The 13,333-nt window shown below is 65.4% G+C and carries 14 protein-coding genes and 1 pseudogene; 7 read left to right on the top strand and 8 right to left on the bottom strand.

Features of this window, described 5'->3' with window-relative positions:
* Positions 1-29 precede the first annotated feature (29 nt).
* The gene (locus ACUXH0_RS13750; protein WP_182594135.1) at positions 30-1,250 is read right to left on the bottom strand and encodes a helix-turn-helix domain-containing protein; all 1,221 of its coding nucleotides are present in this window, start codon (positions 1,248-1,250) and stop codon (positions 30-32) included.
* 86 nt (positions 1,251-1,336) lie between these two features.
* On the opposite strand from ACUXH0_RS13750, the gene ACUXH0_RS13745 reads away from it, so the two are divergent.
* Both ACUXH0_RS13745 and ACUXH0_RS13740 read left to right on the top strand, forming a co-directional pair.
* Positions 1,337-2,107 (top strand): DUF899 domain-containing protein, encoded by a 771-nt coding sequence (locus ACUXH0_RS13745; RefSeq protein WP_012435475.1) that lies wholly within the window; start codon positions 1,337-1,339, stop codon positions 2,105-2,107.
* Positions 2,082-2,855, top strand: a complete 774-nt coding sequence (locus tag ACUXH0_RS13740) for a DUF2182 domain-containing protein (protein WP_012435476.1) — start codon at positions 2,082-2,084, stop codon at positions 2,853-2,855. The genes ACUXH0_RS13745 and ACUXH0_RS13740 overlap by 26 nt, the downstream gene beginning before the upstream one ends.
* 19 nt (positions 2,856-2,874) lie before the next feature.
* Here the strand turns inward: ACUXH0_RS13740 and ACUXH0_RS13735 are convergent.
* A pseudogene (locus ACUXH0_RS13735) lies at positions 2,875-3,219 on the bottom strand (altronate dehydratase); the annotation flags it as partial.
* Between the two features lie 31 nt (positions 3,220-3,250).
* Between ACUXH0_RS13735 and ACUXH0_RS13730 the strand changes: the two are divergent.
* Positions 3,251-4,639 (top strand): L-cystine transporter, encoded by a 1,389-nt coding sequence (locus tag ACUXH0_RS13730; RefSeq protein WP_182594136.1) that lies wholly within the window; start codon positions 3,251-3,253, stop codon positions 4,637-4,639.
* A gap of 65 nt (positions 4,640-4,704) precedes the next feature.
* On the opposite strand, the gene pcaQ is transcribed toward ACUXH0_RS13730, so the two are convergent.
* A complete protein-coding gene (pcaQ, locus tag ACUXH0_RS13725; protein ID WP_012435478.1) occupies positions 4,705-5,649 on the bottom strand; it encodes a pca operon transcription factor PcaQ in 945 nt (314 codons plus the stop codon).
* Positions 5,650-5,742: 93 nt separating this feature from the next.
* Between pcaQ and pcaH the strand changes: the two genes are divergently transcribed.
* The 3 genes from pcaH (at position 5,743) to thpR (ending at position 7,917) form a co-directional block, all read left to right on the top strand.
* Positions 5,743-6,492, top strand: coding sequence for a protocatechuate 3,4-dioxygenase subunit beta (gene pcaH, locus ACUXH0_RS13720; RefSeq protein WP_012435479.1), 750 nt, complete (start codon positions 5,743-5,745; stop codon positions 6,490-6,492).
* Positions 6,492-7,187 (top strand): protocatechuate 3,4-dioxygenase subunit alpha, encoded by a 696-nt coding sequence (gene pcaG, locus ACUXH0_RS13715; RefSeq protein WP_012435480.1) that lies wholly within the window; start codon positions 6,492-6,494, stop codon positions 7,185-7,187. Before pcaH ends, pcaG begins: the two co-directional genes overlap by 1 nt.
* A gap of 61 nt (positions 7,188-7,248) precedes the next feature.
* On the top strand, positions 7,249-7,917 hold the full coding sequence (thpR, locus tag ACUXH0_RS13710) for an RNA 2',3'-cyclic phosphodiesterase (RefSeq protein WP_004626746.1): 669 nt from the start codon (positions 7,249-7,251) through the stop codon (positions 7,915-7,917).
* Between the two features lie 11 nt (positions 7,918-7,928).
* Here thpR and ACUXH0_RS13705 read toward each other — a convergent pair whose 3' ends face one another.
* On the bottom strand, positions 7,929-8,624 hold the full coding sequence (locus ACUXH0_RS13705) for a DsbA family protein (RefSeq protein WP_012435481.1): 696 nt from the start codon (positions 8,622-8,624) through the stop codon (positions 7,929-7,931).
* A gap of 25 nt (positions 8,625-8,649) precedes the next feature.
* Positions 8,650-9,531, bottom strand: coding sequence for an MBL fold metallo-hydrolase (locus ACUXH0_RS13700; RefSeq protein ID WP_182594137.1), 882 nt, complete (start codon positions 9,529-9,531; stop codon positions 8,650-8,652).
* 109 nt (positions 9,532-9,640) lie between these two features.
* On the opposite strand from ACUXH0_RS13700, the gene ACUXH0_RS13695 reads away from it, so the two are divergent.
* Complete coding sequence (locus ACUXH0_RS13695; RefSeq protein WP_024972933.1) at positions 9,641-10,543, top strand: LysR family transcriptional regulator; 903 nt, start codon at positions 9,641-9,643, stop codon at positions 10,541-10,543.
* On the opposite strand, the gene ACUXH0_RS13690 is transcribed toward ACUXH0_RS13695, so the two are convergent.
* The 3 genes from ACUXH0_RS13690 to ACUXH0_RS13680 form a co-directional block, all read right to left on the bottom strand.
* Positions 10,536-11,699, bottom strand: a complete 1,164-nt coding sequence (locus ACUXH0_RS13690; RefSeq protein WP_182594173.1) for an MFS transporter — start codon at positions 11,697-11,699, stop codon at positions 10,536-10,538. The genes ACUXH0_RS13695 and ACUXH0_RS13690 overlap by 8 nt on opposite strands.
* A 77-nt stretch (positions 11,700-11,776) precedes the next feature.
* On the bottom strand, positions 11,777-12,604 hold the full coding sequence (locus ACUXH0_RS13685) for an isocitrate lyase/PEP mutase family protein (RefSeq protein ID WP_012435485.1): 828 nt from the start codon (positions 12,602-12,604) through the stop codon (positions 11,777-11,779).
* A 3-nt stretch (positions 12,605-12,607) separates the two neighbouring features.
* A complete protein-coding gene (locus ACUXH0_RS13680) occupies positions 12,608-13,306 on the bottom strand; it encodes a 2-hydroxychromene-2-carboxylate isomerase (protein ID WP_182594138.1) in 699 nt (232 codons plus the stop codon).
* Positions 13,307-13,333: the final 27 nt, after the last annotated feature.

Here is a 13,333-nt window from a genome sequence, read left to right as displayed (position 1 = left end):
TCGCTGGAATCGGTTGTGGAGTCTTCATCCTAGTCACTTGGCAGCGGTGCGGGGAGTAACAAGGTGGTCGCGAATCCGGGTACCGGCGGCGTCACCCATCGGCGCGCGCGCCCGCGTCCGAAGAACTGCACCTTGCCGGCGGCTGCCAACGCGTCGAGCGCGCGCTGTACGGTGCGCTGGCTGGCCCCGAGCGCCAATGCCAATGCAGAGCTGGACCACGATTCCCCATCAGCGAGGCACGCCAGCACGGCGGCGTATTGCTCGTCGACAGGCTGTGCGAGAACAACGACGTCTTGCGTCGCGTGGGGTTGCAGTGCAAATCCGTGCTTCGTCGCTTTGACCGTGCCCAGCGCACCAAGCGCGGTGCGCAAACGCCCGATCTCTACGCGCAAGCGCACGCGGTGCGTTTCGTCGGGATGCCGGGTGCGGAATGCCCCCGCGATGAGGCCGTCTCTGGGCACGTCTTCCGGCCACGCCTCTGCAAGTGCACGTGCCAGCGTAAACAGAACGGGCCGCGTGGCGAGCGAGACGACTGTATCGGCCTGCCTCACGGCAAGCCGGCACGCATCCACCACCAGCGCGTCCGATGCAAAGAGAGCCTCGACATCATCAAGGCGCAACACGCGCTCTTCGCCGCGGGAGATGAGCCGCGCAGCAGGTGCGCTCAAGACCAGGGCAGCGCGTTCGACTTCGGCGCTGAGCGTCGGGATACCGGCCTGGCGTGCTGCGCGATCGGCATCGCTCAGGGCTGCCCGTGCGGCAGCGGTCTGCAAACGTCGGATGGCAATGCCGGCGACGACAAGCGCATGTGCCGCCCGCAAGACCGGAGGAAGATGCGCCGGCGTTAGCGCGGCGAGCGCGGCTTCTGCGTCGTCCAGACGGCCGATCAGCAGCAGGCGACGGATGCTGAGATACCGCGCGTGTGCGGCATTGACGTGGTCGCCGTGCGCCTCGAGCGTGGCGCATGCCGTGTCGAGGGTTTTGGCAGGCCAGCCAAGATCGCGCGAGGCGAGGGCGATTTCGGCTTCCGCAACGATGCAGCGAGCGCGTGCCACTGCCTCTCGAGAGCCGAATGCGCGGGCCGCGCGACGTAGCAGGAGCTTGGCGCGCGCCAGATCACCGAGCTGGGCCATGGCGATGCCACGCAGAGCCAGCGCGGCGGCATCGTCGCGCAGAGCGACGCGGTTCAGCGCTCCGAATGGGTCACCGGCAGCGAGTGCGCGCGCTGCAGCCGTGATCAATGAATCCATTCGAATCCCGCCACACTTGTCACTCCCGCCGTTTGAGGTCGGCGCCTAATCTAGCACACGACCACTCACCCAAAACGGAGGCAAGCATGAGTGCAACACACCCCACAGCAACCCGCGCAACCTGGCTGGCAGAGCGCATTGAACTGCTCAAGGCCGAGAAGGAACTCACGCGCCGTAGCGACGAACTCGCGCGCCGCAGGCAGGCACTGCCGTGGGTGCGCATCGACAAAAGCTACCGCTTTGAAACCGAGAATGGCAGCGCGACGCTTGCCGATCTGTTTGGCGGACGTTCGCAACTGCTGGTCTATCACTTCATGTTCGGGCCGGACTACAAGGCGGGCTGCCCATCGTGCTCGATGATCGCTGACGGCTTTGACGGCTTTGTCACGCATCTGGCGAACCACGACGTCACCCTGCTGGCGGTGTCGCGCGGGCCGCTGGCCAAGTTGATCGAGTATCGCGAGCGGATGGGCTGGAGCTTTCCGTGGGCATCATCGGTGGGTAGCGATTTCAACTACGATTTCAACGTCTCGATCTCGGAAGAGCAACAGCGCGCCGGCAGCGCCGACTACAACTACGTGCGCGGCAGCCACGTGATGGATGCATCCGACTTGCCCGAACCCGTGCAGCAGTTCGCCAGCATGTGCGGCACCGATGCGCCCACCTACGTGCGCGACCGGCCCGGCATGAGTGCGTTCGTGCTGGAAGACGGCGTCGTGTATCACACGTATTCCACGTACGCGCGCGGGCTCGACGGCTTGTGGGGCGCATACCAGTGGCTGGACCGCGCGCCGCTGGGCCGCAACGAAACCGGTGTCTGGTGGCGTCGCCATGACGAATACGCTCAGCAACGTTGAGCTGCCACGCGAGCATGGGGTGTCCGAGCGCGGCTTCCTTGCCGTCTCGGCGCTGCTGTTCGTCGCCAGCACGACGGCGACAGTGGCGTGGTGCAACGCGATGCCCGCCATGAGCGAGATGCCGATGGCCTGGATGCCGATGTGCGGTCAGACGTGGTGGAGCTTTGCTGCGTCCTTCATTTGCATGTGGACGGTGATGATGGCGGCGATGATGCTGCCGTCATTGCTGCCGATGCTGCAGCAGTATCGCGTGGCGCTTCATCTGGCAGGCAAGCCGAACGTTGATGCGCTGACGGCGTTGGCAGGCGCCGGGTACTTCGCGGTGTGGGCCCTGATCGGCGTGATGGTCTTTGGGCTGGGTGCGGCGTTGGCGAAGCTTGAAATGACGTGGCCCGTGCTGGCACGGGTGGCGCCAGTTGCCAGCAGCGCGGTGGTTCTTGCGGCGGGCGCTCTGCAGTTCAGCGCATGGAAGGCGCGCCAGCTTGCACGGTGCCGCGCAGTGCAAACGCCTGGGCGCACGGCATGGCAATTTGGGTTGTGCCTTGGCCTGCGCTGCGCGGGGTCGTGCGCGGGGCTGACGGCAATCCTGTTGGTGACCGGCGTGATGGATCTGCGCGCAATGGCTGCCGTGTCAGCGGCAATCACGCTTGAGCGCCTGGCACCTGCGGGACAGCGTATGGCCCGCTGCATTGGCGTCGCTGCCATCGGGGCAGGATTGCTCTTGATGCTGCGTGCCGCGTTGCCCTGAGGCGTGCCGAGTACACGCCTTACATGACGGCGCCAAGTTGCCACGGCACGAACTCGTTGTCGCCCAGACCGTTGAGTTCGCTCTTGGTGCGATCGCCCGAGGCGGTGGCCAGCATCAGCTGAAACAGCGTCTGGCCGGCTTGCGCAATGCTGAGGCGGCCATCGACGATGCCGCCGCAATCGAAGTCCATGTCCAGCTCCATGTGCCGGAAAAGCGCGCTGTTGGTGGCGAGCTTCAAGGAGCGCACCGGCTTGCAGCCGTAGGTGGACCCCCGGCCCGTTGTGAAGCAGATCAGGTTGGCGCCGCCGACGACCTGGCCGGTAGCCGACACGGGGTCGTAGCCGGGTGTGTCCATGAAGACGATTTTCGATCGCTGCGTGCGACACCAAAGCAACATGAACCTTCCGCTCTTACTCAATATCGCGACGTTCGTCGTCATCCTGATCGCTCTGGGCCGTGTGAACGCGAGCTGGAGCCTGGCCAAACGTGTGCTGCTGGGCATGATGCTGGGCATCCTGTTCGGACTGGCGCTGCATCTGATCTATGGCGAAGACAGCGCGACGCTCAAGCTGTCGATCTCGTGGTTCGGCATCGTTGGCGGCGGCTATATCCAGTTACTGCAGATGATCGTCATGCCGCTCGTGCTGGTGTCAGTGCTGAATTCGGTGGCCAGGCTCAACAGCACGGCGTCGCTCGGCAAGATCAGCGTGCTGACGATCGGCACGCTGCTGCTTACGACGCTGATCTCCGCGCTGGTCGGCGTGTTCGTCACCCACCTGTTTGGCCTGACGGCGCAAGGGCTGGTGCAGGGCGCGAAGGAAACCGCCCGGCTCAGCGCCATCCAGGACAGCTATGTCGGCAAGGTGGCCGACCTGTCGGTGCCGCAACTGGTGCAGTCCTTCATTCCGAAGAACCCGTTTGCCGAACTGACCGGCGCCAAGCCGACGTCCATCATCGGCGTGGTGATCTTTGCGGCGTTCCTCGGCGTGGCTGCCTTGAACCTGCTCAAGGATGATGCGGTGAAGGGCGAGCGCGTGCTGACCGCCATCGACACCGCGCAGGCCTGGGTGATGAAGCTGGTGCGGCTCGTCATTCGCCTGACCCCTTACGGCGTGCTGGCGCTGATGACGAACGTGGTGGCCGTGTCCAACGTGCAGGACATCATCAAGCTCGGCGGTTTCGTCGTGGCGTCTTACCTGGGTCTGGCGATCATGTTCGGCGTGCATGCCGTGCTGCTCACGCTCAACGGCATCAATCCGCTTCGCTTCTTCCGCAAGGTCTGGCCGGCGCTGTCGTTCGCGTTCACGAGCCGGTCGAGTGCGGCCACCATTCCGCTGAGCATCGAGGCGCAGACGCGGCGCATCGGCGTGCCGGAGTCGATTGCCAGCTTCGCCGCATCGTTTGGCACGACCATTGGCCAGAACGGCTGCGCAGGCCTGTATCCCGCCATGCTGGCAGTGATGGTGGCGCCCACCGTGGGCATCAACCCGTTCGATCCTGTATGGATTGCAACGCTCGTGGCGGTGGTCACGCTCAGCTCGGTCGGCGTGGCGGGTGTGGGCGGCGGCGCCACGTTTGCAGCGTTGATCGTGCTGCCGGCGATGGGCTTGCCGGTGACGCTCGTGGCACTGCTGATCTCCATCGAACCGCTGATCGACATGGGCCGTACCGCGCTCAACGTCAACGGCTCGATGACCGCCGGGACGATCACCAGCCAGTTGCTCGGGCAGACTGATCGCAGTGTCTTCGATACTGCCTATGACGTGGAGATGGCACACCGCTGATCTGCGCATCGAAATAAGAAATGCCGGCCATGGAGTCGGCATTTTTTTTTTGAGCGCAGGGCGGCTCAGTCGGGCGTCTGCGCCAGCTCCGTCAGCAGTTCCATGAACGCGCTGGCCAGTTCGCTTGGTGTGACGGCGCTTCTGCGCAGCAGGCCGACGGGCTCCTTGGTGCCGGACGTGGCAATGTCCAGACGGGCAAGTTGACCATGCGCCAGGTCGTCGCCCGCAGCGCGCTCGGGGGTGATCCACACCGCATCGGATCGGCATGCCAGCAACCGTGCGACGGACACCGAAAGCGTTTCCGTCACGCCCGCGGGCAAGCGCAGCCCGTGCGTCTGGAACAGCGCTTCGGTGTGATGGCGCGGCACCGTGCCCGGCGTGGCAATCACCAGCGGGTAGTCCAGCACCGCCTGCAGCGAGGCCGACGCGCCTGGCTGCGACAACAGCGGATGCCCGGGCCGGACGACCAGCGCCAGCGGCTCGGCATACAGCAACTCGAACGACAGCCCCTGCATGCGATCCGGCTCGGCCATGCGCCCGACGATGAAATCGAGTTCGCCGGCCTTGAGTGCAGTCAGCAGCTCGACATTGGTACCGGTGCGCAACCGCACGCCGGCATGCGGGCGCTGGGCGTGCAAATGGGCAATCGCCCGGGGCAGCAGGCTGCTGGCCACCGTCGGCAGCGCGCCTACATGCACGACCGGCGCGGATGCGTCCGTCGATCCCATCAGCGCGGCGGCGGCCGATTCCAGCGCCTGCGTCACGCCGACCGCGTGCCGCAGGAATTGCTCGCCAGCCGCAGTGAGCCGTGCGCCTTGCCGGCCGCGCTCCACGAGCTGCACGCCGGCCAGCGCCTCCAGTTCACCCAGCGTTTTCGATACCGCCGGCTGGCTCAGATGCAACCGCTCGGCGGCGCGCCGCAGGTTGCGCTCCTGCGCGATGGCGACAAAGCAGCTCAGATGGCGAAACCGGATGCGGGACGGCAAATCCGCTGAGAGGGCACTTTCCATAACTTGGGGTTATCGATTTTCCGATAAGAAGTCAATTTACTTCACTTTTTGTCGGCGATACAGTCTCTGCACGATTTCATAAGGAGACGCCCCATGACCCTGCCGCTTTCCGGCACTGGTGAATTCGCCCAGCGCGACACCGCGCAGCATCCGCCCGCACTGACCCCCGGCTACAAGACCAGCGTGCTGCGCTCGCCGCGCAACGCGCTCATCTCCACCCTGAATACGCTGTCCGAGACCACCGCACCGGTGTTCCATGCCGACGATCTCGGCGTGCTCGACAACGATCTGATCCTCAACTACGCCAAGGAGGGCCTGCCGATCGGCGAGCGCATCATCGTCCACGGCTACGTGCGCGACGAGTTCGGCCGCCCCGTGCCGAACGCGCTGGTGGAGGTGTGGCAGGCCAACGCCGGCGGCCGCTATCGCCACAAGAAAGACCAGTACATCGCGCCGATCGACCCGAACTTTGGCGGCTGCGGCCGCATGCTGACGAACGCCAACGGCTACTACGTCTATCGCACGATCAAGCCCGGCCCGTATCCGTGGCGCAATCGCATCAACGATTGGCGCCCGTCGCACATCCATTACTCGCTCTCGGGCGATGGCTGGGCCCAGCGCCTCATCACGCAGATGTACTTCGAGGGCGATCCGATGATCGCGCAGTGCCCGATCATCAAGACCATCCCGAGCGAAGAGCAGGTGCGTGGTCTGATCGCGCTGCACGACACGGCGAACCACGTGCCGCTCGACAGCCGCTGCTACCGCTTCGACATCACGCTGCGCGGCCGCCGTGCCACGCATTTCGAAAACGCCGTGCCCGCCCTGCAAGGAGCCAAGTGATGACCACGACCACACTGCGTGAATCGCTCGAACGTGCGCAGGCAACGGCCATGACGACAACGCCGCCGTTCGCGCATTTCAACGAGACCGCATCGCAGACGGGCGGCCCGTACGTGCACATCGGCCTCGCACCGCGCCAGGCCGGCTTCGACATTTACGACAAGGAATTCGGCAGCGTCCTGACCACGCCCGCCACGCGCGGCGAACGCATCGCGTTGGAAGGCCGCGTCTACGATGGCTCCGGCTCGCTCGTGCGCGATGTGCTGATCGAGATCTGGCAAGCCAACGCGGACGGCAAATACGCCCATCCGGCCGATCGGCAAGACAAACCTGTCGACCCGGCATTCCGCGGCTGGGGCCGCGCCGGCGCCGATTTCGATACGGGCGTCTATCGCTTCGACACCATCAAGCCGGGCGCCGTGGCCGGCCGCAGCGGGACCACGCAGGCGCCGCACATCTGCATGATCCTGTTTGCGCGCGGCATCAACCTTGGCCTGCACACACGCGTGTACTTCAGCGACGAGGCTGCAGCCAACGGCACGGATCCGGTGCTGAACGGCATCGAGTGGGAAGTGCGTCGCAAGACGCTGATTGCCCAGCGCAGCGAGTGTAACGGCGAGGTGGTCTACACCTTCGACGTGCGCCTGCAAGACACGCCGGATGGAGGCGCGGAGACGGTCTTCTTCGATATCTGATCGCCGCATCACATCCAAGAGACCACGCCCGGCAGGTTCACACCGCCGGGCGTTGTTTTTGATGCAAGCAACACGACTTTCAGCGGGACGTCATGCGGGCGTCGATAATGGGCGGATCGCCAGCCCGGCGTTTGACGACCCTGCCGTGACCCAGCTCACTCTTCCCGGATTCGAAGCCACCCCGCAATTGCCCGCGCATCGCCTGTTTCTGGCGATCAAGCCTGACGTGGACACCGCCGAGCGCATCGCGCGGCTGATCCAGCAATTGCGGCCCGTCGTGGGCTTCAAGGGCAAGGCGCTGCGTACGGAGCGCCTGCATGTCACGCTGCATCATCTGGGCGATTTCGTTCATCTGCCGCCTGACGACGTCGTGGGGCGTGTGCGTGCAGCAGCGGCCGGCCTCGCGTTGCCGGCATTCGATGCCACGTTCAACCAGGTGGTGAGCTTCCATGGCCGGCGCGATCATCGGCCGTTTGTGCTGCTGGGCGATGAGGGCGTGGGCGGTTTGATGGCGTTTCAGGCGGCGCTGGGCGAGGCGCTCCAGCATGCCGCCGTGCCGGTGCCGCGTGGGCATTTCAAGCCGCACATCACGCTGTTGTATGACCGCGGTGGCTTTGCGCCGAAAGCGGTCGAGCCCATCACGTGGACCGTGCGCGAGTTCGTTCTCATCCATAGCTGGCTAGGCAAAACGCGCTACGACGAACTCGGCCGCTGGGCGCTCAAAGGCTGAGCGCCACGTTGTTATGCGCAGCCGTCCGGCCCGCAGACAGGGCCATCGGCTTGGTTCATCGGGGCAGGCGCGCCGATGTGCTGCGTCAGCGCCTCTGCCCAGGATTCCGGTTTGCCCAGCCACAGGCCAACGTCGATGATGCCCAGTTGGCCATCGGCATCTTCCAGCGCAAACGTCGGAAAACCCTGACCGCCCACTCGATCGAGCCACTGTCGGCTTTGCGCGATGTGCTGCTGCGTGAGCGCACCGGTTTGCCGCGCGTATTCCGCATCGAATGCTTCGGGCGACAGGCCGATCTCCGCTGCAAGCTCGCGCAGTACCAGCACATCGGCAATGCGCCGGCCTTCTTCGTAGTGCGCACGTTGGACGCGATGGATCATGTCCAGCCCGCGGCCGCCGAGCGCCTGCGCTGCAAGCACGGCGGTAATGGGCGGCTCCGAATCCATCACCGCCGTGGTGTCGCGCAACAGGCCTTCAAAGTACGTCTCGCCGAACGGCTGGCCGGTCATCTCGGCAATGCGATGGTCGTGCGGCATCACGTAATCGCGCCACTGGGGCGTCACTGCACGGCGGTTCGGGCCTGCAAGCATGCCGCCGCCGTGGAAGGCGATCGTGAGGCCGGGCACCGTGCGCGCGGCTTCCACCAGCGGCGCGGCGCCGTAGCACCAGCCGCATAGCGGGTCGTAGATGTAATGCAACGTCGTCATGTTGTTTCCTCTGGGTCGGGCCAGCTTACTGCGGCCACTTCATTTCGCCCTTGATGACCTTGGCGCTCAGCTCCAGCGATGCATCGCCGGCCAGCGTTGGATAGGCCGCCTTCATCGCCTGGATCAGCTCTGCCGAATTGTTGGCCTTGGCGGCCTGTACCTCGAAGGTCTTCAGGTAATCCGCGGTAAAGCGTACCGCGTCCAGCGCCTTTGGCATCGCCCCGGAGAAGTGGCCGGGCACCACAGTCGTCGGCTTGAGCGCCGTGATGTTGTCCAGCGTCTGCAACCAGCCCAGGCGCGATTCGCGCGTCTGCGTGTCGGCCACCCAAACGTGGTCGCCGCTGTTGACCACCACGCCGCCGGCCACGGTCTTGATCGACGGAATCCACAGATACGTGCGTGCCGCGTCTGGGCCGTTCAGTCCCTTGATCTCGATGGTGCGGCCTTCCAGCGCCAGGTGGTCGGCGTGCAGCACATCGGGCAGCACGAGCGCCTTGGGCGCGTTGTCCTTCAGGATCGGGCCCCAATAGGCGAGCTTGCCGTTCATCGAAGCCTTGATGGCGGCCACGGTCTGCGGTGTGGCCACGATCTTCGCTTTCGGGAAGGCCGCGCGGAAGACATCCAGCCCGAAGTAATAATCCGGATCGCTCTGGCTGATGTAGACCGTGGTGAGCGTCTTGCCGCTGGCCTTGAGTTTCTGCACGAGGGCTTCCGCATCGCTGCGCTGGAACTGCGCGTCGATCAGGATCGCCTCGTGTGCGCCGGTGATGATTTCCGACGACACGGGGAAGACGCCCTTGGCGCCGGGGTTGTAGACCTCGAGATGTAATGGCGCGGGTGCGGCAGCGTGGGCAACAAGGCCGGCGCTGACGAGGCCGGCGGCAAGCAAGGTGCGGAGCAGGGACATCGGGGTTCTCCAGGCGGATGTGATTTCTGCGAAGCCGCTACTGTAGGTTGCTTGATCCGATCAAAAAACCACCTAAGATGCACCTATTTGTTTCGCCAATCGATCAAATATGGATCGCATTACGTCAGCCGAGGTGTTCGTGGCGATCGTCGAGCGCGGCAGCCTGAGTGCGGCCGCCGAAGGGCTCGACATGTCGCGCGCGATGGTCACGCGTTATCTGGCACAAATGGAGGCATGGTCCGGCGCGCGGCTGCTGCATCGGACCACGCGCCGCATCGGCCTGACACCCGCCGGCGAGGCCACGCTTGCACGCTGCCGCCAGATGCTGGAAATCGCTTCGCAGATGGCCGTGTCAGAAGGCCCTGAAGCCGATACGCCGCGCGGGCTACTGCGCATTGCCTGCGCGCAGTCCCTGGCGCAGCAGACGTTGAGCGCGGCGGTGACGGCCTACCTGCGGCGCTATCCGCAAACGGCGGTCGATCTGGTAGTCGATAACCGCACTATCAACCTCGTGGAAGAGCGCATCGACCTGGCCGTGCGCATTACCAACGATCTTGACCCGAACCTGATCGCGCGGCCGCTGGGCATGTGCGAATCGGTCGTGGTGGCGGCGCCGTCTTACCTGGCCGCGCATGGCACGCCGCGTCGCGTACAAGACCTGGCCGTTCACAACTGCCTGACGTATTCGTACTTCGGCAAAAGCCTGTGGAAGTTCACCGAGGCGAAGACGGGTGCGCCGACGGACGTGCCGGTGGGCGGCAATCTCAGCGCGAATGAATCGATGGTGTTGCTGGCAGCGGCGCGAGAGGGCGCGGGGATTGCGTTGCAGCCGGTGTTTGCTGCCGCGCCGCTGATCGCCAGCGGGCAACTCGTGCGTTTGTTGCCTGACTACGTGCCGCAGGCGCTGGGCATTCACGGCGTGTACAGCTCGCGCAGGCAGATGCCGGCGGCGCTGCGGGCCATGCTGGATTTTCTGGTGGACTGGTTTAGGGTGCAGCCGAACGTTACGTGATCCCGGAAGCATTCCCTCGCATGGCCAACATGCCAAGCGCCAGCACGCAGAACACCACCCCCGCGTGGAACGTTGCGGCTGCGCCGAGCTTGTCCCACAACAAGCCCGCCAGAACGCTGGCGGCCAACATCGCCAGTCCGCTCACCAGGTTGAACATGCCGTAAGCGGTGCCGCGCAAGTCGGCCGGTGCGGTGTCGGCGACCATGGTTGCCAGCAAGCCCTGCGTGATGCCCATGTGCACGCCCCACAGCGCCACGCCTGCGATGACCACGCTCCAGTGAGCGGACAGGCCAAGCACCACATCGGCGGCAATCAGCACCACCAGCCCAAGCGCGAGCAGCTTCGTGTGGCTCATGCGGTCTGAGAGCTTGCCGAACGGATATGCCGCGAGTGCATAGACGACGTTCATCGCCACCATGACCAGCGGCACCAGCGCGACTGGAATGCCGCCTTGCTGTGCCCGCAGGACCAGGAACGCTTCGGAGAACCGTGCGAGCGTGAAGACCGCGCCGATCATCACCACCCACCAGTACGCGCTGTTCAACCGCTGCAGGTTGTCGCGGCGGATCGGGTTGGTGCGGTGGGCGCCGTTGTGGGTTTGCGGCTCGCGCAGGCCGAACATCAGCAGCGCAACAGAGAGCAGCCCCGGCACGACGGCCACCCAGAACACGGCACGAAAGTCATTGGCCCAGAGCAGCATCAGCCCGACGGCCAGGAGCGGCCCCAGAAACGCACCCACGGTATCGAGCGACTGCCGCAGCCCGAAAGCCGCGCCGCGCAGCGCAGGCGGGGCAATGTCGGCGACCAGCGCATCACGCGGCGCCCCGCGGATGCCCTTGCCGACGCGGTCGAGCAGGCGCGCTGTCAGCACAATGCCGGCCGTGGGCGCGATGGCGAACAGAGGTTTGGACAGCGCGCCCAGCGCATAGCCGAACACCGCCAGGCCCTTGCGCTTGCCAAGGTAGTCGCTCAGCGTGCCGGAGAAGATCTTGACGATGAGCGCAGTCGATTCGCCCAGGCCCTCGATCAACCCGACTGACAGCGCACTGGCGCCCAGCACCGACACCATGAACAACGGCAGCAGGCTGTGGATCATCTCGGAAGCGATGTCCATCAGCAGGCTGACGCAGCCGAGCACCCAGATGCCGGCGGGCATCTGGCGCAGGCCGCCGGGCGGCTTGGTGTCGGTTGGAGGGGATGCCAAGATTGGTTGCGATTGCCCGGCGGCAAGCGTCAGGCGAACGGCGCAAAGAGGCCGTTGAGCTTGGCTCCGCTGGCGGCATCGCGCGCAAAGTTGAACGTCCCGGCGGTGCGCAGTTCTTCCGCTGCACGCTGGAACGCACCCATGGCCACACGTGCCAGCGTGGCGCCCACGCTGATGCGCTTGACGCCCAATTCCGTCAGTTCTGCCACGCTCAGGTTGCCGTCGGCGAAGCCCATCAGCACGTTGAGCGGGCGGTCGATCTCGCGCAGCACGGTGGCGATCTCGTCGCGCGTTTTCAGGCCGGGGGCGTACAGCACGTCGGCGCCGGCGTCCTGAAAAGCCTGCAGGCGGCGGATCGTGTCGGCCAGGTCGTTGCGGCCGTGCAGGTGGTTCTCGGCACGTGCGGTGAGCGTGAACGGAAACGGCAGCGACCGCGCAGCCTCCACCGCCGCGCGCACACGGTCGACCGAAGCTTCCAGGGAATAGATGGGCGCATCTGCGCGGCCCGTTGCATCTTCAATCGAGCCGCCGACGATGCCGGTGGCGCCTGCCAGGCGGATCGTCTCGGCCACCGTTTCCGGCCCATCGCCAAAGCCGTTTTCCAGGTCGGCAGCCATGGGCACGTCCGTGGCGGCCGCCAGATCGGCCACGTGCGCGAGGATGGTGTCGCGGGCAACGCCATAGTCAGGCAGCCCGCGCGAGAACGCGAAGCCCGCGCTGGTGCTGGTCAATGCTTCGAAGCCGAGTGATGCCAATAGCCGAGCCGATCCCGGGTCCCACGGGTTGGGGATCACGAAGGTGCCGCTGCGTTCGTGCAGTACGCGGAAGGCACGAGCTTTTTCGATCTGGGTCGGCATGGGTTATCCGCTGTGATATGAACCAGGATTGGACTGCAATGCTACGGCGCAGGCGAGCGCATCGTCCAGGCGGTCGTTGCCCCAGAACATCGCGTCGCCGACAAAGAACGTGGGAGCGCCAAAGATGCCACGAATCTGCGCGGCGTGCGTTTGCTCGCGCAGGCCTAGCCTGCTTGCGTCGGACTGTGCCTGAGCGAGGATGGCGTCGACCGGCAAGCCGAGCGCCGTCAGTTCTTCTGCCACGGCGTCAGGCGTGTGGATGTCGCGGTCCTGCGCGAAATTGCGCAGCATGATGCGTTGGCAGAAGGCACCGACCCACGGCGTGTCTGCGCCGAGGAGCGCAACGCGCAGCGGCAACACGGAGGCGCGCGGAAACGTGCTCGGCTGCGTCCACGGCAAACCGTGCTTGGTGCATTCGCGCGCCATGTCTTGCCAGACGTAGTGCCCTTTGGCCCGTTGCAGCACAAACGGCGAACTGGCCCAGCCGAGCGACTGGAAGATCGGCCCGAGCAGGAACGGCTTCCACACCACGCGCACACCGTGTTGCACCGCGGCGGCCTCGATGCGCATCACACTCGGGTAGCTGTAATTGCTCGCGAAGTCGAACCAGAACTCGACGGTGGGCGCGGGGACGAGCGCTTCCCACGTGGCGTTGTATGCGGCAGGCCGGGGGGCTGTCTGCGGTCGGGCGAGGGTGTCCATGCGGCCTCCAACGAGGTGTCGTTGGCG

It is taken from the genome of Ralstonia sp. 110700041-2 (assembly GCF_056280165.1).
The sequence above is the reverse complement of the archived record's forward strand: the minus strand, read 5'-3'. Positions and strand labels throughout refer to the sequence as shown.

Coding starts and splice junctions, on each gene's coding strand:
- ACUXH0_RS13750 (WP_182594135.1), bottom strand. CDS start 1,250: ATGGATTCATTGATCACGGCTGCAGCGCGCGCACTCGCTGCCGGTGAC.
- ACUXH0_RS13730 (WP_182594136.1), top strand. CDS start 3,251: ATGAACCTTCCGCTCTTACTCAATATCGCGACGTTCGTCGTCATCCTG.
- ACUXH0_RS13740 (WP_012435476.1), top strand. CDS start 2,082: ATGACGAATACGCTCAGCAACGTTGAGCTGCCACGCGAGCATGGGGTG.
- pcaG (WP_012435480.1), top strand. CDS start 6,492: ATGACCACGACCACACTGCGTGAATCGCTCGAACGTGCGCAGGCAACG.
- ACUXH0_RS13705 (WP_012435481.1), bottom strand. CDS start 8,624: ATGACGACGTTGCATTACATCTACGACCCGCTATGCGGCTGGTGCTAC.
- ACUXH0_RS13745 (WP_012435475.1), top strand. CDS start 1,337: ATGAGTGCAACACACCCCACAGCAACCCGCGCAACCTGGCTGGCAGAG.
- ACUXH0_RS13680 (WP_182594138.1), bottom strand. CDS start 13,306: ATGGACACCCTCGCCCGACCGCAGACAGCCCCCCGGCCTGCCGCATAC.
- ACUXH0_RS13700 (WP_182594137.1), bottom strand. CDS start 9,531: ATGTCCCTGCTCCGCACCTTGCTTGCCGCCGGCCTCGTCAGCGCCGGC.
- ACUXH0_RS13690 (WP_182594173.1), bottom strand. CDS start 11,699: ATGCCCGCCGGCATCTGGGTGCTCGGCTGCGTCAGCCTGCTGATGGAC.
- ACUXH0_RS13695 (WP_024972933.1), top strand. CDS start 9,641: ATGGATCGCATTACGTCAGCCGAGGTGTTCGTGGCGATCGTCGAGCGC.
- ACUXH0_RS13685 (WP_012435485.1), bottom strand. CDS start 12,604: ATGCCGACCCAGATCGAAAAAGCTCGTGCCTTCCGCGTACTGCACGAA.
- pcaQ (WP_012435478.1), bottom strand. CDS start 5,649: ATGGAAAGTGCCCTCTCAGCGGATTTGCCGTCCCGCATCCGGTTTCGC.
- pcaH (WP_012435479.1), top strand. CDS start 5,743: ATGACCCTGCCGCTTTCCGGCACTGGTGAATTCGCCCAGCGCGACACC.
- thpR (WP_004626746.1), top strand. CDS start 7,249: ATGCAAGCAACACGACTTTCAGCGGGACGTCATGCGGGCGTCGATAAT.